The following is a 16,695-nucleotide window of genomic DNA, read 5'->3' on the forward strand; positions in this document are numbered from 1 at the left end:
ATGCACAGTGCCCCGCTATTGGAAATCAATCCAACGGTGGGGGCGAGTGCATGGGTTTTTATTGGTGGAAATTTTCGAGGAAAAACCCGGCCAGAACTCTGGCCGGGTTTCCTTTTATTTAATACGCAATTCCGATTCACTATCGAAGAAATGGGCTTTATTCATATCGAAAGCCATGTCGATCGTCTGGCCGGATTCTACATTGAAGCGGGCATCGACGCGCGCGACGAAATCCTGTTCGTTCACATTCGAATAAAGAATGATTTCCGAGCCCATCAATTCCGCCACTTCTACATAAGCTTTCACTTTTGTATGCGGTGAATGGTCGAGGAACAAAGGTTCATCGTGGATGTCTTCCGGACGGATACCGAGAACGATTTCCTTGTCTTTATAGCCTTGGTCGCGCAGTGTCGCAAGCTTGCCTTCAGGGACGAGAACTTTGACATCGCCCATGACGAACGAATCGCCAACGATTTTCCCGCGCAGGAAGTTCATGGACGGGGAACCGATGAAACCGCCGACAAACATATTGTCCGGCTTGTCGTATACTTCTTTCGGTGAGCCGACTTGCTGGATAAAGCCATCTTTCATGACGACAAGGCGCGTCGCCATCGTCATCGCCTCTGTCTGGTCGTGTGTGACATAAATAGTTGTTGTCTGCAGGCGGCGATGGAGCTTTTGGATCTCGGTGCGCATCTGCACGCGCAGTTTGGCATCCAAGTTGGACAAAGGCTCATCCATCAAGAACACTTCTGCATCGCGTACGATGGCACGCCCGAGAGCGACACGTTGGCGCTGGCCGCCTGATAGCGCTTTCGGTTTGCGGTCCAAGTAATCGTCAAGGCCGAGGATGCTCGAGGCGTTCGCCACGCGTGTCTTGATCTCGTCTTTTTTCATTTTGCGCAGCTTCAAGCTGAACGCCATATTGTCGTAGACGCTCATATGGGGATACAATGCATAGTTCTGGAACACCATCGCGATGTCGCGGTCTTTCGGCGAGACATCGTTGACGCGTTTGTCACCGATATATAAATCGCCATCCGTGATTTCTTCCAAGCCTGCGATCATGCGCAAGGTAGTGGACTTGCCGCAGCCAGAAGGGCCTACAAGTACGAGGAACTCCTTATCGCGGATTTCCAGATTGAAGTCCTGAACGGATACAACCCCTTTTTCGTATTCTTTTCGGATATTCGTTAAAGTTAAGCCTGCCATATAAATCCCTCCCAATGTATGTAAGTGCTTTGTGTAATCGCGGTTAAATGGTTTCTGCTTTTTGTTCATTGACAGCATGGATAAATCGCTTGAATGCTTGAGGTTCTTTCAACACGCCGGCGTCTTCCAAGATCCGGACAAATTTCTTGCCCAGCTCTTCCCGCACGAGTGCTTCGGCTTGTTCGCTGTTCGCGATTGGGCCGGATTGTGCTTTTAATTGCTCCGCCCAGTTCTGGTGAGCGGGTTCTACACGGTTCGTTCCACGGAGCAGGAATTCCTGGATTTGTTCCAGTTCTTGTTTCAAGCGCGGCGGCAGGACTGCGAGCCCCATCACTTCGATCAAGCCGATATTTTCTTTTTTGATGTGATGGACGTCTGCGTGGGGATGGAAAATCCCGCCAGGATGCTGCTGTGACGTGCGGTTGTTTCGCAACACCAAATCGATTTCGAACAGCCCGTTGCGTTTTCTGGCAATCGGTGTGATCGTGTTATGCGGCGTATCGCCGGTGAAGGCGATGACGTCTGCCGCTTCATCCGAATACTGCTTCCAAATCTGCAAAATCTCATCTGCGGCATCGACCAGTTCATCGATATTGCTGCCTTTCAAGCGGATGACCGACATCGGCCAGTTGACGACAGATGCCCGGATGTCCGGGAATGAATCCAAGTGGAACGAAAACGCATCTTCAGCGCGCGTCATCGCGAATTCATAACGGCCTGCCTGGTAATGGTCGTGGCTCAGGATAGACCCGCCGACAATCGGCAAATCGGCGTTCGAACCGACGAAATAATGAGGGAATTGTTCGGTAAACTTCAGCAATCGTTCAAAGCCGCCGCGGTCGATTTTCATGTCGCGGTGTTCTTCGGATAGAAGGATGCTATGTTCATTATAATAGACATAAGGCGAGTATTGGAAATACCAATTTTCCCCGGTGAGCGGAATTTTGACGACGCGATGGTTGGCGCGTGCCGGATAGCCGATCCGTCCGGCATAGCCTTCGTTTTCCTTGCACAATAAACATTTTGGGTAGCTGAGCGTTTGCTTCATTTCGCGTTCACGTTTGATCTGTTCCGGGTCTTTTTCCGGTTTGGACAAGTTGATCGTGATGTCCATCTCGCCATAAGGGCTGTTGTGTTTATAGGAAATGTTTTTTCGGATCCGGTTCATTTGGATGTAATTGCTGTTTTGGCTCAGTTCGTAAAAATAATCGGTCGCAGCGATTGGCGATTCCGCGTATTTGTCGTTGAACGCGGCATTGATGGCGGAAGGCCTGGCGACGAAGCAGTTCATGATATTCGCCGACAGCATTTCCTTGTCATCCAACAGATTTTGGATGATGCCTTTTTTAACTGCGTAGTCGATGAGCTCTTCCAATAAATTGGGGATGCTGTCGTCTGTTGATTCGACAACGCCTTCTGGGAAGGCATCCAGTTCAAGCAAGTGCATCACCTGATTGCGAGCATAATCGATATCGTCCCCTTCAATCAATCCAGTTGCCAAAGCTTTATGGATGAGTCCGGCAAGTGTTTGATGAATCATAGCTTAACCTCTTCTCCGTAGCCTGCAGGATGAGCGGAATGCCAGTTCCAGGCATCTTCAATGATTTTCGTCACCGAAGTATGGCTTGGATTCCAGCCGAGAATCCGTGTGGCTTTTTCTGTACTGGCGACAAGAATGCTCGGGTCGCCTGCCCGGCGCGGCCCGATTTTGACGGGGATGTCTTTGCCGGTTACAGAACGGGCGGCAGAAATCATTTCATTGACCGAGAAGCCTTGGCTGCTGCCGAGGTTGAAGACATCGTTTTCTCCGCCATTGCGTAAGTAGTCGAGTGCCAACAAGTGGGCGTTGACGAGGTCTTCGATATGGACGTAGTCGCGGATGCACGTGCCGTCCGGCGTGTCGTAATCATCGCCGAAAACGGTGATTTCCTCACGCTGCCCGAGGGCTGCCTGCAAAATGATCGGCACAAGATGGGATTCAGGACGGTGATCTTCTCCGATTTCGCCTGTCGCCCGTGCGCCCGCTACATTGAAATAGCGCAAGGAAACGAATTTTAACTCATGCGCCACAGACGTCCACTTCATCATTTTTTCCATTGTCAGTTTGGTTTCGCCATATGTGTTAGTCGGCTGCGTCGGCATCGTTTCCGTGATCGGTACGGCTTCTGGCTCGCCGTAAGTGGCGGCTGTGGAAGAAAAGACGATGTTCTTGACGCCGTGTTTTGTCATGGCCTGCAACAGGACCTGAGTGCCGTAGACGTTATTGTCAAAGTACTTTAACGGATTTTCCATTGATTCGCCGACCAATGAATTGGCGGCAAAATGAAGAACTTCGTCGATCGATTCGTTTTCAAATACTGTATCCAGGAAGTTTGCGTCCCGGATATCGCCTTCGTAAAAAACCGCTTCCGGGTGGACCGCTTGCCGGTGCCCGTTCTCCAAATTGTCGACGACCACGACCTGCATGCCTTGGTCGATCAATTGATAAACCGCGTGAGAACCGATATAGCCGGCTCCGCCTAATACCAATACACTCATAATTGCCACTCCTCTACTAGCTCTTTTGCTCCGTCCGAAATTTTCGTTTCGTAAAACGATGGGGGATAGCCGAAATCTTCGCTATAGACTGTTGTCAGTGTTTTTTTGAAATTGTCGATCTGTGCTTGCTCGACGATCGCAATCGCACAGCCGCCGAATCCTGCCCCGGTCATCCGCGCGCCGATGACACCCGGATGGCTCCAGGCCGTCTCCGCAATTTTATCGAGTTCTGCGCCGGTGACTTCGTAATCGTCACGAAGCGAGACGTGGGAGGCATTCATCAAGTTTCCGAACGCTTCGATATGGCCTTGCTCCAGTTCGCTGAGCGCACGCACGGTCCGCTCATTTTCGTAGACGGCGTGCTTGGCGCGTTTCCGGTTGATATCGTTTGTGATCAAATGCTTGTGCTGTTCGAATTGCTCGCCGGACAGTTCGCCCAGGCTGTCGATCGGCAATTCTTTTTGCAAATCTGCCAAAGCCTGTTCGCATTCGCTGCGGCGTTCGTTGTACTTGGATGCGGCAAGTGTCCGTTGTTTATTGGAATTGATGATAACGATCTCGTAACCGTTCAATTCGACCGGTGCATAACTGAATTTCAGTGTTTGGCAATCCAGCAGCATCGCATGGTCTTTTTTGCCTTTGCCGATGGCGAATTGGTCCATGATGCCGCTGTTGACGCCGAGGTAATCGTTTTCCACTTTCTGCCCAAGGCGGATCATCTGCAGACGCTCAATCTCCAAATCGAATAGCTCTTCTAGCACAACGCCTGTCGCCATTTCAATGGAGGCAGAAGAGGAAAGGCCAGCGCCGTTTGGGATGTCTCCATAAAATAAGACATCCATGCCCGAAGGAATTGAAAAACCGTTTTCGATGAATGTGTGGATCATGCCTTTCGGGAAGTTCGCCCAGTCGTGATCTGAGTTGAAGGATAAATCGCTAAGTGTGCACTCGATGATGCCGGCATCCGGAAAGTTCATCGAATAAAAGCGCAATGTTTGGTCAGCGCGTTTTCTCGCGATGGCGTAAGTGCCAAGTGAGATCGCGGCTGGAAACACATGGCCACCATTGTAATCGGTATGTTCACCGATCAAATTGATGCGGCCGGGTGCGAAAAAAGAACGCGGTGTGTCAGTGGTCTGAAAGATATCCTGGTAGTTTTGCAGCAAATCTGGCTGTGTCATCATGTCCCTCCAATACTTTGTAAATTAATTTAATTAACATAAGTATATGGTATTTTGTTAAACTATTCAATAAAGAAACTGAAAACTTTAAAAACGGAGGAATTAGCATGCGCCAAGGCAGCTTTCAATGGATGAAATCGATGAACAAATCGATCATCCTCAATAAAATCAGGACGCAAGGGCCAATCTCCAGGGCGCAGATTGCGCGCGAGACCAACTTGACTCGCCCGACAGTGAGCAGCAATGTAAAAGAACTGATCGACCAAAACATTGTCGAAGAAAGCGATATTGGCCAATCGCAAGGCGGCCGCAAGCCGACGATGCTAGTCATCAATCACGGCGCTTTTTGCATTCTCGGGGTGGATGCCGGACCGGATTCGATCGAATGCATCGTGGCAGACCTCTCTGGAAAAGTGCTTGAAAGATCCGAAACCCAATTGCAATTGCCAACCGATAATGAAAAATTTCTCGACGCCTTGAAACGCTGCATCCAGAACTGCCTCGTGAAAGCAGCAGGAAAAGACGTCGTCGGCATCGGAGTTGCGATGCATGGGGTGGTGGATGTCAAAACAGGTGTATCTTTGGTGGCACCGAATTTAGGGCTTGCCGATATCCCGATCAAAGAAGAGCTTGAGAACACGTTCGGTTTGGAAGTGAAAGTGGAAAACGATGCACGCGCCATGGCGCTCGGGGAGTTTTGGTTCGGCGACCATGGTGAACTCGAGAGCATGCTTGCGGTCAATATCGGCCGTGGCGTGGGCGCAGGGATGATCATCGGCGGAAAGCTATATCATGGTTCCTCTGATATCGCCGGGGAGATCGGCCATATGACAATCGACCTGAACGGTCAGGTGTGCGAATGCGGCAACCGAGGCTGCCTGCAGACCTTTGTCGCGGGACCCGCAATCACGCGGAACATCAGCGAGAAAACAGCGCAATCACTGAGTGCAGAACAAGTTTTCGAACAAGCGCTGGATGGCAATAAAGCATGCATCGAGGTACTGACACAAGCCGGAAGGGCGATGGGCGTTGGGTTGACCAATCTGATCCATATCATCAATCCAGAAAAAATCGTTCTCGGCGGCGGCGTTTCCAAAGCACAGCAATTCATCCTGCCGGCAATCCGTGAAACGATTCAGGCGTCTGCATTGACGCAATCGGCAAGCCGGACGCAAGTGGAAATTACCAAGCTTGGCGACGACGCCACGTTAATCGGGGCAGTGACGCTGTTGTTGGTGGACGTCTTTGAACTGACGTAAAGTGAATGGTTGTGTAGGGGGATATAAACATTGGAAGGGTGATCAACAAGATGGCAATTACTAAAAAAACATTCGGCCAAATCAATGGCCATGATATCACGCGCTATACATTGACGAACGACAAGGGTTTTCAAGTCTCGTGTCTCGACTACGGCTGCATCATCACGGAAATCCTGGCGCCAGACCGAGACGGCTTGTTGGAGAATGTTGTACTCGGCTTCGATACATGGGAAGAGTACGGAAGCAATCCGCATTATTTCGGTGCCGTCGTCGGGCGTTTTGCCGGCCGTATCCAAGAAGGCGCTTTTACAATAGAAGGAACGGATTACCAGCTCGCCAAAAATTCCGATGGCCAGCATTTGCACGGCGGTCCTGGCGGCTTTCACGCGGCCGTCTGGAAAACGAAAATGATTGAAACCGAAAACGAGTCGATTGTAGAATTTACCCATTTCAGCCCGGACGGAGAAGAAGGGTTTCCCGGGAATCTAACGATGACGGTTCGCTACATCGTGAAAAACGATGAAAATCAATTGACGATTTCCTACTTCGCGAACTCCGATAAAACGACCTTGCTGAACGTCACCAACCATTCCTACTTCAATTTGAGCGGCGATTTCAAGCGGACGATTGTGGATCATCAACTGACGATCCCAAGCGGCCACTACGCAGAGTTAAACAGCGACATGCTGCCGACGGGGAAACTGGTGCCGGTAGAGGAAGATCCGCTATTTGATTTCCGCAAAGGCAGAACCATCCGCGAAGGGACAGACTCTAAGCATCCGCAAATCGAACTGGTCGGCGGCGGCTATGACCACCCATTCCTATTGGATAAAGAAGTACGACCGGTGATCGTGCTTAAAGACGAGGAAAGCGGGCGCAGTTTGCAGGTTGAAACAACAGAGCCGGCAGTCGTCTTGTACACCGCCAACCATATCGGCGGCCCGTATTCATTCAAAGGCGTGGCGGCTCAAAACCAGCTCGGGCTATGCCTCGAAACGCAAGGCATGCCAGATTCCATCCATCATCCGCATTTTCCTTCTGCGATATTGAAAGCAGAGGAAGCGTTTGAGTCGCGGACTGTGTATCGGTTTGTGTAGTAGTGCTGTCCCTGTGCACGACACAATTCGGGCAGCCGAAACCGCAGTGTGACGGACTTGGGGTATGAAATCGTCCCTGTGCACGACACAATTATAAACAAAAAGGCAAGCGCAAATTTGTGCTTGCCTTTTCTCATTCACTCTCCGAAAATCTCTTCAGAAACTTCCACGATGTAGCGCAGTTTGTCCCATTGCTGTTCTTCTGTGAGGATATTACTGTGATGGGTCGAAGCGAATCCGCATTGCGGGCTGATAAATAGCTGTTCGAGCGGCAAACTTTGGACCAACTATACTAATGTTTCCGAAGGAATTAATATAGCTTGACAATCAAGTAAAAAAGAGTAAAAATTAAGTAAAACAATTTACTTGATTTAAAAGTGGAGGTGGAATCATTGGCTACAATTAAAGATATTGGTGAAAAGACTGGATTTTCTATTTCTACGGTTTCGCGCGTACTTAGCAATGACCAAAGTTTATCAGTTCCTGAAGAAACTCGGGAAAAGATATTCGAGGCAGCGGAACAGTTGAACTATCGTAAAAAAACAGTGAAGTCACTTGTGAAAAATATCGCTTTTTTATATTGGTTGACTGAGAGAGAAGAATTGGAAGATGTCTATTTCAAGACCATGCGTATTGAAATAGAGAAAATGGCCAAGTTATCCAATGTAGAATTGACGACTTATAAAATAGATGGTGGACTCGGTCAGATTCCAGACAACATTGAGGGGTTTATCGCAGTCGGAACATTTTCGGATAAAGAAATTGCACATCTGCGACACCTCACGCCTCACGGTGTCTTTATTGATTCAACCCCTGATCCAGAACATTTCGATTCGGTTAAACCGGATTTGGCCCAAATTACTAGAAAAACGATTGATTTCATGATTGAAAAAGGCCATCAGAACATTGGATTCATCGGGGGAACTTACCATAACCCGAATACTGATGGAGACGAAATGGACATTCGTGAACAGACTTTCCGTGAGCATATGGAGAGAAAAGGTCTGCTTCAGGATCGCTTTGTATATTGTCATAGAGGGTTTTCAGTAGACAATGGCTATCACCTGATGACTAAGGCTATTGATGAGTTAGGCGATCAACTTCCAACAGCTTTCTTTATTGCAGCAGACCCGATTGCTGTAGGCTGCCTCCAGGCTTTGAATGAACGAGGAATCCAAATACCCAAAAGGGTCAGTGTCGTCAGCATCAATAACATCAGCATCGCTAAATACATCTCACCTCCCTTGACTACATTCCATATCGATATGGCGGAAATTTGTAAGAACGCGATTTCTCTATTACTTGAACAATTATTGGAAAAACGAAAATGCACGAAGACCTTGTACTTAGGGGCAAGCATGATTGTTAGAAAAAGCACCAACTAGAAAACAGCCTAGTAAATAGGCTGTTTTTATTTTCGTAAAAATATTCAATATTTTTAGTAAAATAATTGTTTACAGTTTTTTCTAACAATGCTATATTAAATTTCAGGAAGCGCTTTCAACAGAAACTTGTGAGAGAGTTTCGAAAATGACTTGAGAGGGTGTTTATTCGTGAAGAAATATACTAAGTATGCAGGGTTAATGAGTGGAGTCGCTATAAGCTTATCTTTGGCTGCGTGTGGGCCGCAAGAGAGCGGGGGAGGCACTTCTGGAACGGGCGCTGCAGAAGAACAGAACCGTGAACTAATTATTTGGGAAGACATCGAAAAAACTGACGGAATTCAAGCTGCTGTCGACCAGTTTGAAGAAGAGAATGATGTAACCATTACAATTGTCGAGAAACCCTATGCACAGCAGATAGAAGATTTGCGTTTGGATGGGCCAGGAGGAACAGGGCCGGATGTGTTGACCATGGCGGGAGATCAGATTGGCACAGCCGTCATTGAAGGGCTGGTCAAAGAAGTGGCTGTAGGAGAGGAAGTTCAATCCATTTATACTGATGCAGCAATGCAATCACAAATAGTTGATGGAAAAGTCTATGGTTTGCCTAAAGCAGTAGAGTCTACAATTCTTTACTACAACAAAGATTTGATTGCTGAAGAAGAATTGCCGGCCACGCTTGAAGAATGGTACGAATATTCGAAGGAGACTACAACGGGTGACCAGTTTGGATTCCTGGCATTATTTGACCAGATCTACTATGCACAAAGTGTTATGAGCGGTTATGGCGGCTATATCTTTGGACAGGACACCGATGGAAACTATGATCCGAGTGATATTGGTTTGAACAACGAAGGGTCTTTGGAAGGTGCAAACTACATCCAGAAGTTTTATGAAGAAGATTTGTTCCCAGCTGGAATAATTGGGGAGCAGGGTATTAACGTGTTGGAATCTTTGTTCACCGAAGGTAAGGCGACAGCCATCATTTCGGGTCCTTGGAACGTTGATCCGTTTACAGATGCCGGCGTTAACTTCGGGATGACCAAATTGCCTGAATTGGACAATGGAGAAAACATGAGTTCATTCATTGGAGTAAAGAGCTATAACGTCAGTGCTTATTCGGAGAATGCTGAACTTGCTGAAGAGCTGCTAGTATTCCTAGCGAATGAAGAAAACTCCCGGACACGTTTTGAAGAAACACAGGAAGTTCCTGCAGTAGAAGCTTTGGCTAATGATCCCGTCGTTGCTGAAAGTGAAGTTGCACAAGCGGTAGCGGAGCAATCAATCTTTGCAGAATTGACGCCGAATATTCCTGCTATGAATGAAGTATGGACGCCAGCAGATTCTGCATTGCAGACAATTGCAACTGGAAAAGCCCAGCCAGAAGAAGCACTGAACCAGGCTGTTGAAACAATAGAGGGGCAAATTGAAGCCACTCATGGCGGCAACTGATTAGCGATAGCAGCAAGAAATGGTGTCAAACGTCAAGACGGTTTGGCACCATTTGTTGTAAAGGCCGGCAAACCAGGTTGTTTACCGGCCATACATAAAAAGAGGTGAAGAAAGTGCAAGCACGCAAATTAGCCTTATTGTTATCAATTCTACCGGGATTTGGCCAATTTTATAATAAGCAGTGGATTAAAGGGCTCTTGTTTCTCGGCTTTGGCATATCTTTCTTTTTAGTGTTCGGCGATCTCTTGAACATGGGATTTTGGGGACTTGCCACACTCGGCACAGAAGTACCGCGCGACAATTCAATTTTTCTTTTGGCAGAGGGCCTTATAGCAGTGATCGTGACGATTTTTGGACTTGCTTTTTATTACGTAAATTTAAGAGATGCCTATAAAAACGGTAAATTACGTGATGAAAATAAACCGTTGAGCTCGTTGAAAAGAGATTATCAAAACTTAATTGCGCAAGGCTATCCATATTTAATCAGTGGCCCATCCTTGTTCATCCTGATTTTTGCGGTTATTTTCCCGATCCTCTTCAGTTTTGCACTGGCATTTACAAATTACGATTTGTATCATTCCCCACCGGCTAATCTAGCCGACTGGGTTGGGTTTGACACTTTTGCGAAAATTTTCACCGTCGATATTTGGCGCTCGACTTTTTTCAGTGTGCTCGGCTGGACTGTAATCTGGACGCTTGTCGCTTCAACGCTTCAAGTCGCTCTCGGAATTTTTATGGCCGTGTTGGTCAACCAAAAAGATCTTCGTTTCAAGAAGTTTTACCGGACAGTGCTGGTTTTGCCTTGGGCTGTCCCTGGATTCGTGACCATTTTAATTTTTGCCGGTTTGTTTAACGACAGCTTCGGGGCCATCAATAACGATATCTTGGCTATGGTAGGAATCGATGCAATTCCTTGGCTGACAGACGAAAACTGGAGCAAGCTAGCATTGATTCTTATGCAAGGATGGTTAGGCTTTCCATTTATTTTCTTGGTCACGACTGGGGTGCTTCAATCGATTCCGGAGGATCTTTACGAAGCTGCCCGAATTGACGGCGCGTCCATTTTTGCGCAATTCCGCAATATCACTATGCCAATGATTTTAATCGCCACGGCACCGGTTATTATTACGCAGTTCACTTTCAACTTCAATAATTTCAATATCATCTATCTCTTTAATGGCGGAGGGCCTGCTGTGCCGGGATCCACTGCCGGAGGGACCGATATACTCGTATCGTGGATCTATAAGCTGACCTTGCAATCAAGCCAATATTCACTGGCAGCTGCATTGACAATTTTGTTGTCTGTATTCGTTATCGCGATTGCGTTATGGCAGTTCAGACGGACTGATGCATTTAAGGAGGGTGCTTGAAAATGAATAAAGGAAAATTTTTTCGTCTTCTAGTTTCCCATTGTATTTTGATTGTTATGGCAGTCATTATTATTTATCCGCTACTGTGGACAGTGGGAGCAAGCTTTAACCCTGGAAATAGTTTGATCAGCACGACGATGATCCCCCAAAATCCGACATTGGATCATTACCGGGAGCTGTTTGCAGGAAGTGAGAGCTTGCAGTATGTCCAATGGTATTTAAATTCCTTAAAGATCAGCTTGTTTACCATGCTCGGTTCAGTCATCTGTGTTTCTTTTACTGCTTATGCTTTTTCGCGTTTCCGTTTTAAAGGCAGACAAAATGCGTTGACGCTGTTCCTGTTGCTGCAAATGATTCCACAGTTTTCTGCTTTGATCGCGCTTTTCGTTTTGGCGCAAATTCTGGGAATGATGAACAGCCACTGGCTATTGATCTTGCTCTATATTGGCGGATTGATTCCACTAAATACTTATTTGATGAAAGGCTATATGGACTCCATCCCGATGGATCTGGACGAAAGTGCTAAAATCGATGGCGCAAGCAACACGAGAATTTTTCTGCAGATCATCATGCCTTTATCAAAGCCGATGATCGCGGTCGTGGCGATGACAGGATTTACAGGACCTCTGGGAGACTTCATCCTGGCATCAACGATTCTGCGATCGCCTGAATATTATACATTGCCGATCGGCCTCTACAATTTGGTCAATGATGTGATGGGGGCAAGCTTTACGACTTTTGCTGCCGGTGCTATTTTGATCAGTATCCCGATCGCCATCATTTTCCTCCTGCTGCAAAAGAACTTTGTGTCAGGTTTAACGGCAGGCGGAACAAAAGGCTGACAGTCCAAACTGCAGCACCTGGAAGGAGAACATTATGTCTATAAATGAAAAAACCTATACTACTGCGGCTGATTTCATGCTGCATGGTGGAGACTACAATCCCGACCAATGGTTAGACCACCCAGAAATTTTAGAAGAAGATCTGAAGCTAATGAAGCTTTCAGGCAGCAACACGTTTTCAGTAGGCATCTTCGCCTGGAGTACGCTCGAACCGGAAGAAGGCCAGTTTCATTTTGAATGGCTGGATAGCATTATCGATAACATCCATAGCATCGGCGGCCGAGTCATTTTAGCGACGCCAAGCGGAGCGCGACCAGCGTGGATGTCGCAAACATACCCTGAAGTTTTGCGGATCGACGGATCGCGTGTACAGCAATTGCACGGAGGGCGGCACAATCATTGTTTCACTTCGCCGATTTATCGCGAAAAAACGGCTAAGATAAATCGAATGCTTGCAGAACGCTACGGCAAGCATCCGGCGTTGCTCATGTGGCACATTTCAAATGAATACGGCGGCGAATGTCATTGCGACAGATGCCAGAATGCTTTCAGAAGCTGGTTGAAAGAGAAATACAAGGGCGACTTGAAAGCTTTGAATGATTCTTGGTGGGGGCCATTTTGGAGCCATACGTTTAACGATTGGTCTCAAATCGAATCGCCATCTCCAATTGGCGAAAATATGGTGCACGGCTTGAACTTGGATTGGAAGCGGTTTGTGACAGATCAGACCATTTCTTTCTTTGAAAATGAAGTGACAGCGATCAGAGAATTGACGCCGGAAATCCCGATTACCACCAATTTTATGGCGGACACCCATGATTTGATTCCTTTTCAAAGCTTGGATTACAGCAAATTCGCCAAGCACTTGGACGTCATCAGCTGGGACGCGTACCCGGCGTGGCACAACGATTGGGAAACGACCGCCAACTTGGCGCTAAAAGTCGGCTTTATCAACGATCTGTACCGCAGCTTGAAGCAGCAGCCGTTTCTTTTAATGGAATCCACGCCAAGCGCCGTCAACTGGCATAAAGTGAACAAAGCAAAACGGCCAGGCATGCATTTGTTGTCTTCGATGCAGATGGTCGCGCACGGCTCAGACAGCATCCTGTATTTCCAATGGCGCAAATCACGCGGCTCTTCGGAAAAATTTCATGGAGCGATCGTCGACCATGACAACAGCACAGAAAACCGTGTCTTTAAAGAAGTGGCGAAAGTCGGAGAGACTTTAGGCAAGCTGTCCCAAGTGGTCGGAAGCAATCGCCCTGCAGATGTCGCCATCCTTTACGACTGGGAAAATAACTGGGCGCTTAACGATGCCCAAGGCTACGGGTCCAAAACAAAATCCTACCCTCAAACTTTGCAGGAGCATTACCGGACATTTTGGGAACAGGACATTCCGGTCGATGTGATTACGAAAGAACAAGAGTTTTCGGATTATAAATTGCTTATAGTACCGATGCTGTACTTGGTAAGTGAAGAAACAATTTCCCGGCTGAAGCGTTTTGTGGCTGACGGGGGCACTGTGGTAATGACATATATTAGCGGAATCGTCAACGAGTTCGATCTGACGTATTTGGGAGGATGGCATCAAGATTTGCAGGATGTTTTCGGTATCAACCCGGTTGAAACGGATACGCTATATCCAAGCGATAGAAATGCGGTCCAGTACGGCAATCGTTCATACGTGCTGAAGGATTACGCAACGGTTGTGGAAAATCATTCTGCAGATGTTGTCGGAACTTACGAAGAGGATTTTTATGTCGGGACTCCAGCTGTGACAAGCAATCGTTATAAAAAAGGGCGGGCTTACTATATTGGCAGCCGTTTGGAAGAGCAGTTTCACCGTGATTTCTATCAGGAATTGATTGGCGAATTGTCGCTCGAAGCAGCATTCCCGGTTACACATGGTCCAGGTGTCTCGGTTCAGGTGCGCCAGGAAGTCGATCAAGACTACGCCTTCGTCATGAATTTCACCGAGCAGCAACAAATCATATCAATCAATTCGGCAGCGAAAGATTTGGTGACAGGTGAGGATCTATCGGGCGAGCTTGCTTTGGCGCAGTATGAAGTACGGATTTTAGCGGTAAACAACTAAAACAGTTTTAGAATTGCTCCGGTGTGGAAAATCTAGTTTTTCCAAAGTGAATTATTGGGGTTTCGGTGCTAAGCGTTGGAAAGAAAGTTTAAAAAATCCCATATGTAAATGTCACTGGCATCCGCTCTTAATAGGAAATCTGTTGAGCGGATGTTTTTTGATTAAGGGTCTAATATTCAGGGTTATAAAAGGATTTCATGAAATCCTTTTTAACAATAAAATCAAAGGATGTGAAAGAGGATGGCGAAAAGTAAAACATGGAAAGCAAAACTGGCGGCTGTATCTGCAGCTGCCATCGTAATGGGTTCTCTTGGTTTAAGCACTACACCAGCAATGGCCGCGGTACCTGAACCGGTGAAGGGGGATATCTTTGTCGAGCGCGTTCCTGGAATCGATGAAGATTTTATTAAAGGGGTCGATGTTTCGAGCATACTCGCACTCGAAGACAGTGGAGTGAAATTCTACAATCAAGACGGAAAAAAGCAGGATATTTTTAAAACATTAGGACAGTCAGGCGTAAATTATGTGAGAGTGCGTGTCTGGAATGACCCTTACGACTCGGAAGGAAACGGTTATGGCGGAGGTAATAACGATATAGAAAAAGCCATTGAAATCGGTAAACGGGCCACTGCCAATGGGATGCAGGTGCTGGTGGATTTCCACTACTCCGATTTTTGGGCAGATCCTGCGAAGCAGCAAGCGCCAAAAGCTTGGAAACAGTTGAGTTTTGAAGACAAGAAAATTGCCCTTCATGACTTTACAGCAGACAGTCTTCAAGCAATGGAAGATGAAGGTGTGGACATCGGCATGGTGCAGATCGGAAATGAAACCAACGGCGCCATGGCTGGAGAAAAAGACTGGAACCGCATGAGCGAGCTATTTAACGAAGGAAGCCGAGCAGTCAGAGCACTGGATCCAGAAATTCTGGTCGCGTTGCATTTTACCAACCCAGAAACTACGGGAAGATATGCATCGATCGCCAAAACACTTGAAGACAAAAAGGTCGACTATGACGTATTCGCCAGTTCGTATTATCCATTTTGGCATGGGACATTGACTAACTTGTCCTCTGTCCTTAAAAATGTGTCTGATACCTACGGCAAAAAAGTCATGGTCGCAGAAACATCATATGCCTACACGGCAAAAGATGGTGATGGCCATGAAAACACCGCACCGAAAAGCACTGGCCAAACTTTGGACTATCCAATTACGGTCCAAGGACAAGCGCATGCAGTCAGAGATGTAGCAGCAGCTGTTGCGGAAATAGGGGATGCAGGCCTCGGCATATTTTACTGGGAACCGGCTTGGATTCCTGTAGCACCAGACAAGAAGTTGAAGAAAAGCAAAATGATTTGGGAAAAATACGGTTCCGGCTGGGCGACAAGCTATGCAGCAGAATACGATCCGGAAGATGCTGGGGAATGGTACGGCGGCAGTGCAGTTGATAATCAGGCGTTGTTCGATTTTAATGGACATCCCTTGCCATCTTTGGACGTTTTCAAGTACTTAGAGACAGGGGCAGTCGCTCCATTGAAAGTGGATGATGTGGAAAATCTGTCCATCTCGGCTGTTGCGGGGAAGGCGATTGTATTGCCTGAATTGGTGACCGTCATTTACAACGATAGGAGCGAAGGCTCAGTTCAGGTTACATGGAATGAGGAAGCATTGCAGCAGGCGGTCAGCAACGGTGCCGGCAGTTATGTGATTGATGGAGAACTGGAGAACGGCCTATCGGTCACAGCGAATCTTCAGATCAGTCCAGAGAACTTTGTGAAGAATGGAGGGTTTGAAAATAGCGACAGAAGCGTGTGGAATATCACCCACCGAAATGGTACTGCGCCTCATACGAGTTATCAAAACAAAGCATCGGATGCTAAATCTGGAAACTATTCGCTTCATTTCTACTCATCGGATGCAATCGATTTTCAGGCTGAACAAACGATAACAGGCTTGGAACCGGGATATTATAAACTTTCTGCCTTTGTGCAGGGAGGAGATGCCGAGAACTCCGAGATGTATATTTACGCTGAAACGTCTGGCGAACGCTACACAATGAACACCTCTGTTAACGGATGGGCCAATTGGAGCCAGCCTGAACTAGACGGTATCTTTGTGGTAGACGGCACAGTCACGATCGGCGGCAGCGTCAAGGCAAACGGCGGGGCTTGGGGAAGTCTGGATGACTTTTCCTTGTTCCGGATACAAGATGCTGATGCAGTGAATCAATAACTGAAAATCTGACCCAAATACTCAAGAACGATCAATGT

The 16,695-nt window shown here is 47.2% G+C and carries 12 protein-coding genes and 1 pseudogene; 8 read left to right on the plus strand and 5 right to left on the minus strand.

Annotated elements, in window-relative coordinates:
• Positions 1–114: 114 nt before the first annotated feature.
• From AUC31_RS02045 to AUC31_RS02060, 4 genes are read right to left on the minus strand one after another with little or no spacing between them, the layout of a single operon-like run.
• The gene (locus tag AUC31_RS02045) at positions 115–1,212 is read right to left on the minus strand and encodes an ABC transporter ATP-binding protein (RefSeq protein WP_058381611.1); all 1,098 of its coding nucleotides are present in this window, start codon (positions 1,210–1,212) and stop codon (positions 115–117) included.
• A 43-nt stretch (positions 1,213–1,255) separates the two neighbouring features.
• Positions 1,256–2,752, minus strand: coding sequence for a UDP-glucose--hexose-1-phosphate uridylyltransferase (gene galT / locus AUC31_RS02050; RefSeq protein WP_058381610.1), 1,497 nt, complete (start codon positions 2,750–2,752; stop codon positions 1,256–1,258).
• A complete protein-coding gene (gene galE, locus AUC31_RS02055) occupies positions 2,749–3,750 on the minus strand; it encodes a UDP-glucose 4-epimerase GalE (protein ID WP_058381609.1) in 1,002 nt (333 codons plus the stop codon). Before galE ends, galT begins: the two co-directional genes overlap by 4 nt.
• Positions 3,747–4,934, minus strand: coding sequence for a galactokinase (locus tag AUC31_RS02060; protein ID WP_058381608.1), 1,188 nt, complete (start codon positions 4,932–4,934; stop codon positions 3,747–3,749). The genes galE and AUC31_RS02060 overlap by 4 nt, the downstream gene beginning before the upstream one ends.
• A gap of 104 nt (positions 4,935–5,038) precedes the next feature.
• On the opposite strand from AUC31_RS02060, the gene AUC31_RS02065 reads away from it, so the two are divergent.
• Together AUC31_RS02065 and AUC31_RS02070 are read left to right on the plus strand one after the other, a co-directional pair.
• Entirely contained in the window at positions 5,039–6,190 is a 1,152-nt protein-coding gene (locus AUC31_RS02065; protein WP_058381607.1) for an ROK family transcriptional regulator, read from the plus strand.
• 50 nt (positions 6,191–6,240) lie between these two features.
• On the plus strand, positions 6,241–7,287 hold the full coding sequence (locus AUC31_RS02070; RefSeq protein ID WP_058381606.1) for an aldose epimerase family protein: 1,047 nt from the start codon (positions 6,241–6,243) through the stop codon (positions 7,285–7,287).
• 137 nt (positions 7,288–7,424) lie between these two features.
• Here the strand turns inward: AUC31_RS02070 and AUC31_RS17625 are convergent.
• A pseudogene (locus AUC31_RS17625) lies at positions 7,425–7,562 on the minus strand (5-methyltetrahydropteroyltriglutamate--homocysteine S-methyltransferase); the annotation flags it as partial.
• Between the two features lie 117 nt (positions 7,563–7,679).
• Between AUC31_RS17625 and AUC31_RS02075 the strand changes: the two are divergent.
• The 6 genes from AUC31_RS02075 (at position 7,680) to AUC31_RS02100 (ending at position 16,657) form a co-directional block, all read left to right on the plus strand.
• On the plus strand, positions 7,680–8,672 hold the full coding sequence (locus AUC31_RS02075) for a galactan degradation operon transcriptional regulator GanR (RefSeq protein WP_058381605.1): 993 nt from the start codon (positions 7,680–7,682) through the stop codon (positions 8,670–8,672).
• A 198-nt stretch (positions 8,673–8,870) separates the two neighbouring features.
• Entirely contained in the window at positions 8,871–10,121 is a 1,251-nt protein-coding gene (locus AUC31_RS02080; RefSeq protein WP_058381604.1) for an arabinogalactan oligomer ABC transporter substrate-binding protein GanS, read from the plus strand.
• Between the two features lie 113 nt (positions 10,122–10,234).
• Positions 10,235–11,491 (plus strand): galactooligosaccharide ABC transporter permease GanP, encoded by a 1,257-nt coding sequence (locus AUC31_RS02085; RefSeq protein ID WP_058381603.1) that lies wholly within the window; start codon positions 10,235–10,237, stop codon positions 11,489–11,491.
• Between the two features lie 2 nt (positions 11,492–11,493).
• Positions 11,494–12,333, plus strand: coding sequence for a galactooligosaccharide ABC transporter permease GanQ (locus AUC31_RS02090; RefSeq protein WP_058381602.1), 840 nt, complete (start codon positions 11,494–11,496; stop codon positions 12,331–12,333).
• Positions 12,334–12,367: 34 nt separating this feature from the next.
• Complete coding sequence (locus tag AUC31_RS02095) at positions 12,368–14,428, plus strand: beta-galactosidase GanA (protein ID WP_058381601.1); 2,061 nt, start codon at positions 12,368–12,370, stop codon at positions 14,426–14,428.
• A 240-nt stretch (positions 14,429–14,668) separates the two neighbouring features.
• Entirely contained in the window at positions 14,669–16,657 is a 1,989-nt protein-coding gene (locus tag AUC31_RS02100; RefSeq protein WP_058381600.1) for a glycosyl hydrolase 53 family protein, read from the plus strand.
• Positions 16,658–16,695 lie beyond the last annotated feature (38 nt).

Origin of the sequence: Planococcus rifietoensis, assembly GCF_001465795.2 — a bacterium.
Taxonomy (GTDB): Bacteria; Bacillota; Bacilli; order Bacillales_A; family Planococcaceae; genus Planococcus; species Planococcus rifietoensis.

Excerpts from the sequence above, each read along its gene's own strand:
- AUC31_RS02070 (WP_058381606.1), top strand. The coding sequence starts at position 6,241 with ATGGCAATTACTAAAAAAACATTCGGCCAAATCAATGGCCATGATATC.
- AUC31_RS02065 (WP_058381607.1), top strand. The coding sequence starts at position 5,039 with ATGCGCCAAGGCAGCTTTCAATGGATGAAATCGATGAACAAATCGATC.
- AUC31_RS02090 (WP_058381602.1), top strand. The coding sequence starts at position 11,494 with ATGAATAAAGGAAAATTTTTTCGTCTTCTAGTTTCCCATTGTATTTTG.
- AUC31_RS02100 (WP_058381600.1), top strand. The coding sequence starts at position 14,669 with ATGGCGAAAAGTAAAACATGGAAAGCAAAACTGGCGGCTGTATCTGCA.
- AUC31_RS02060 (WP_058381608.1), bottom strand. The coding sequence starts at position 4,934 with ATGATGACACAGCCAGATTTGCTGCAAAACTACCAGGATATCTTTCAG.
- AUC31_RS02045 (WP_058381611.1), bottom strand. The coding sequence starts at position 1,212 with ATGGCAGGCTTAACTTTAACGAATATCCGAAAAGAATACGAAAAAGGG.
- AUC31_RS02095 (WP_058381601.1), top strand. The coding sequence starts at position 12,368 with ATGTCTATAAATGAAAAAACCTATACTACTGCGGCTGATTTCATGCTG.
- galT (WP_058381610.1), bottom strand. The coding sequence starts at position 2,752 with ATGATTCATCAAACACTTGCCGGACTCATCCATAAAGCTTTGGCAACT.
- galE (WP_058381609.1), bottom strand. The coding sequence starts at position 3,750 with ATGAGTGTATTGGTATTAGGCGGAGCCGGCTATATCGGTTCTCACGCG.
- AUC31_RS02080 (WP_058381604.1), top strand. The coding sequence starts at position 8,871 with ATGAGTGGAGTCGCTATAAGCTTATCTTTGGCTGCGTGTGGGCCGCAA.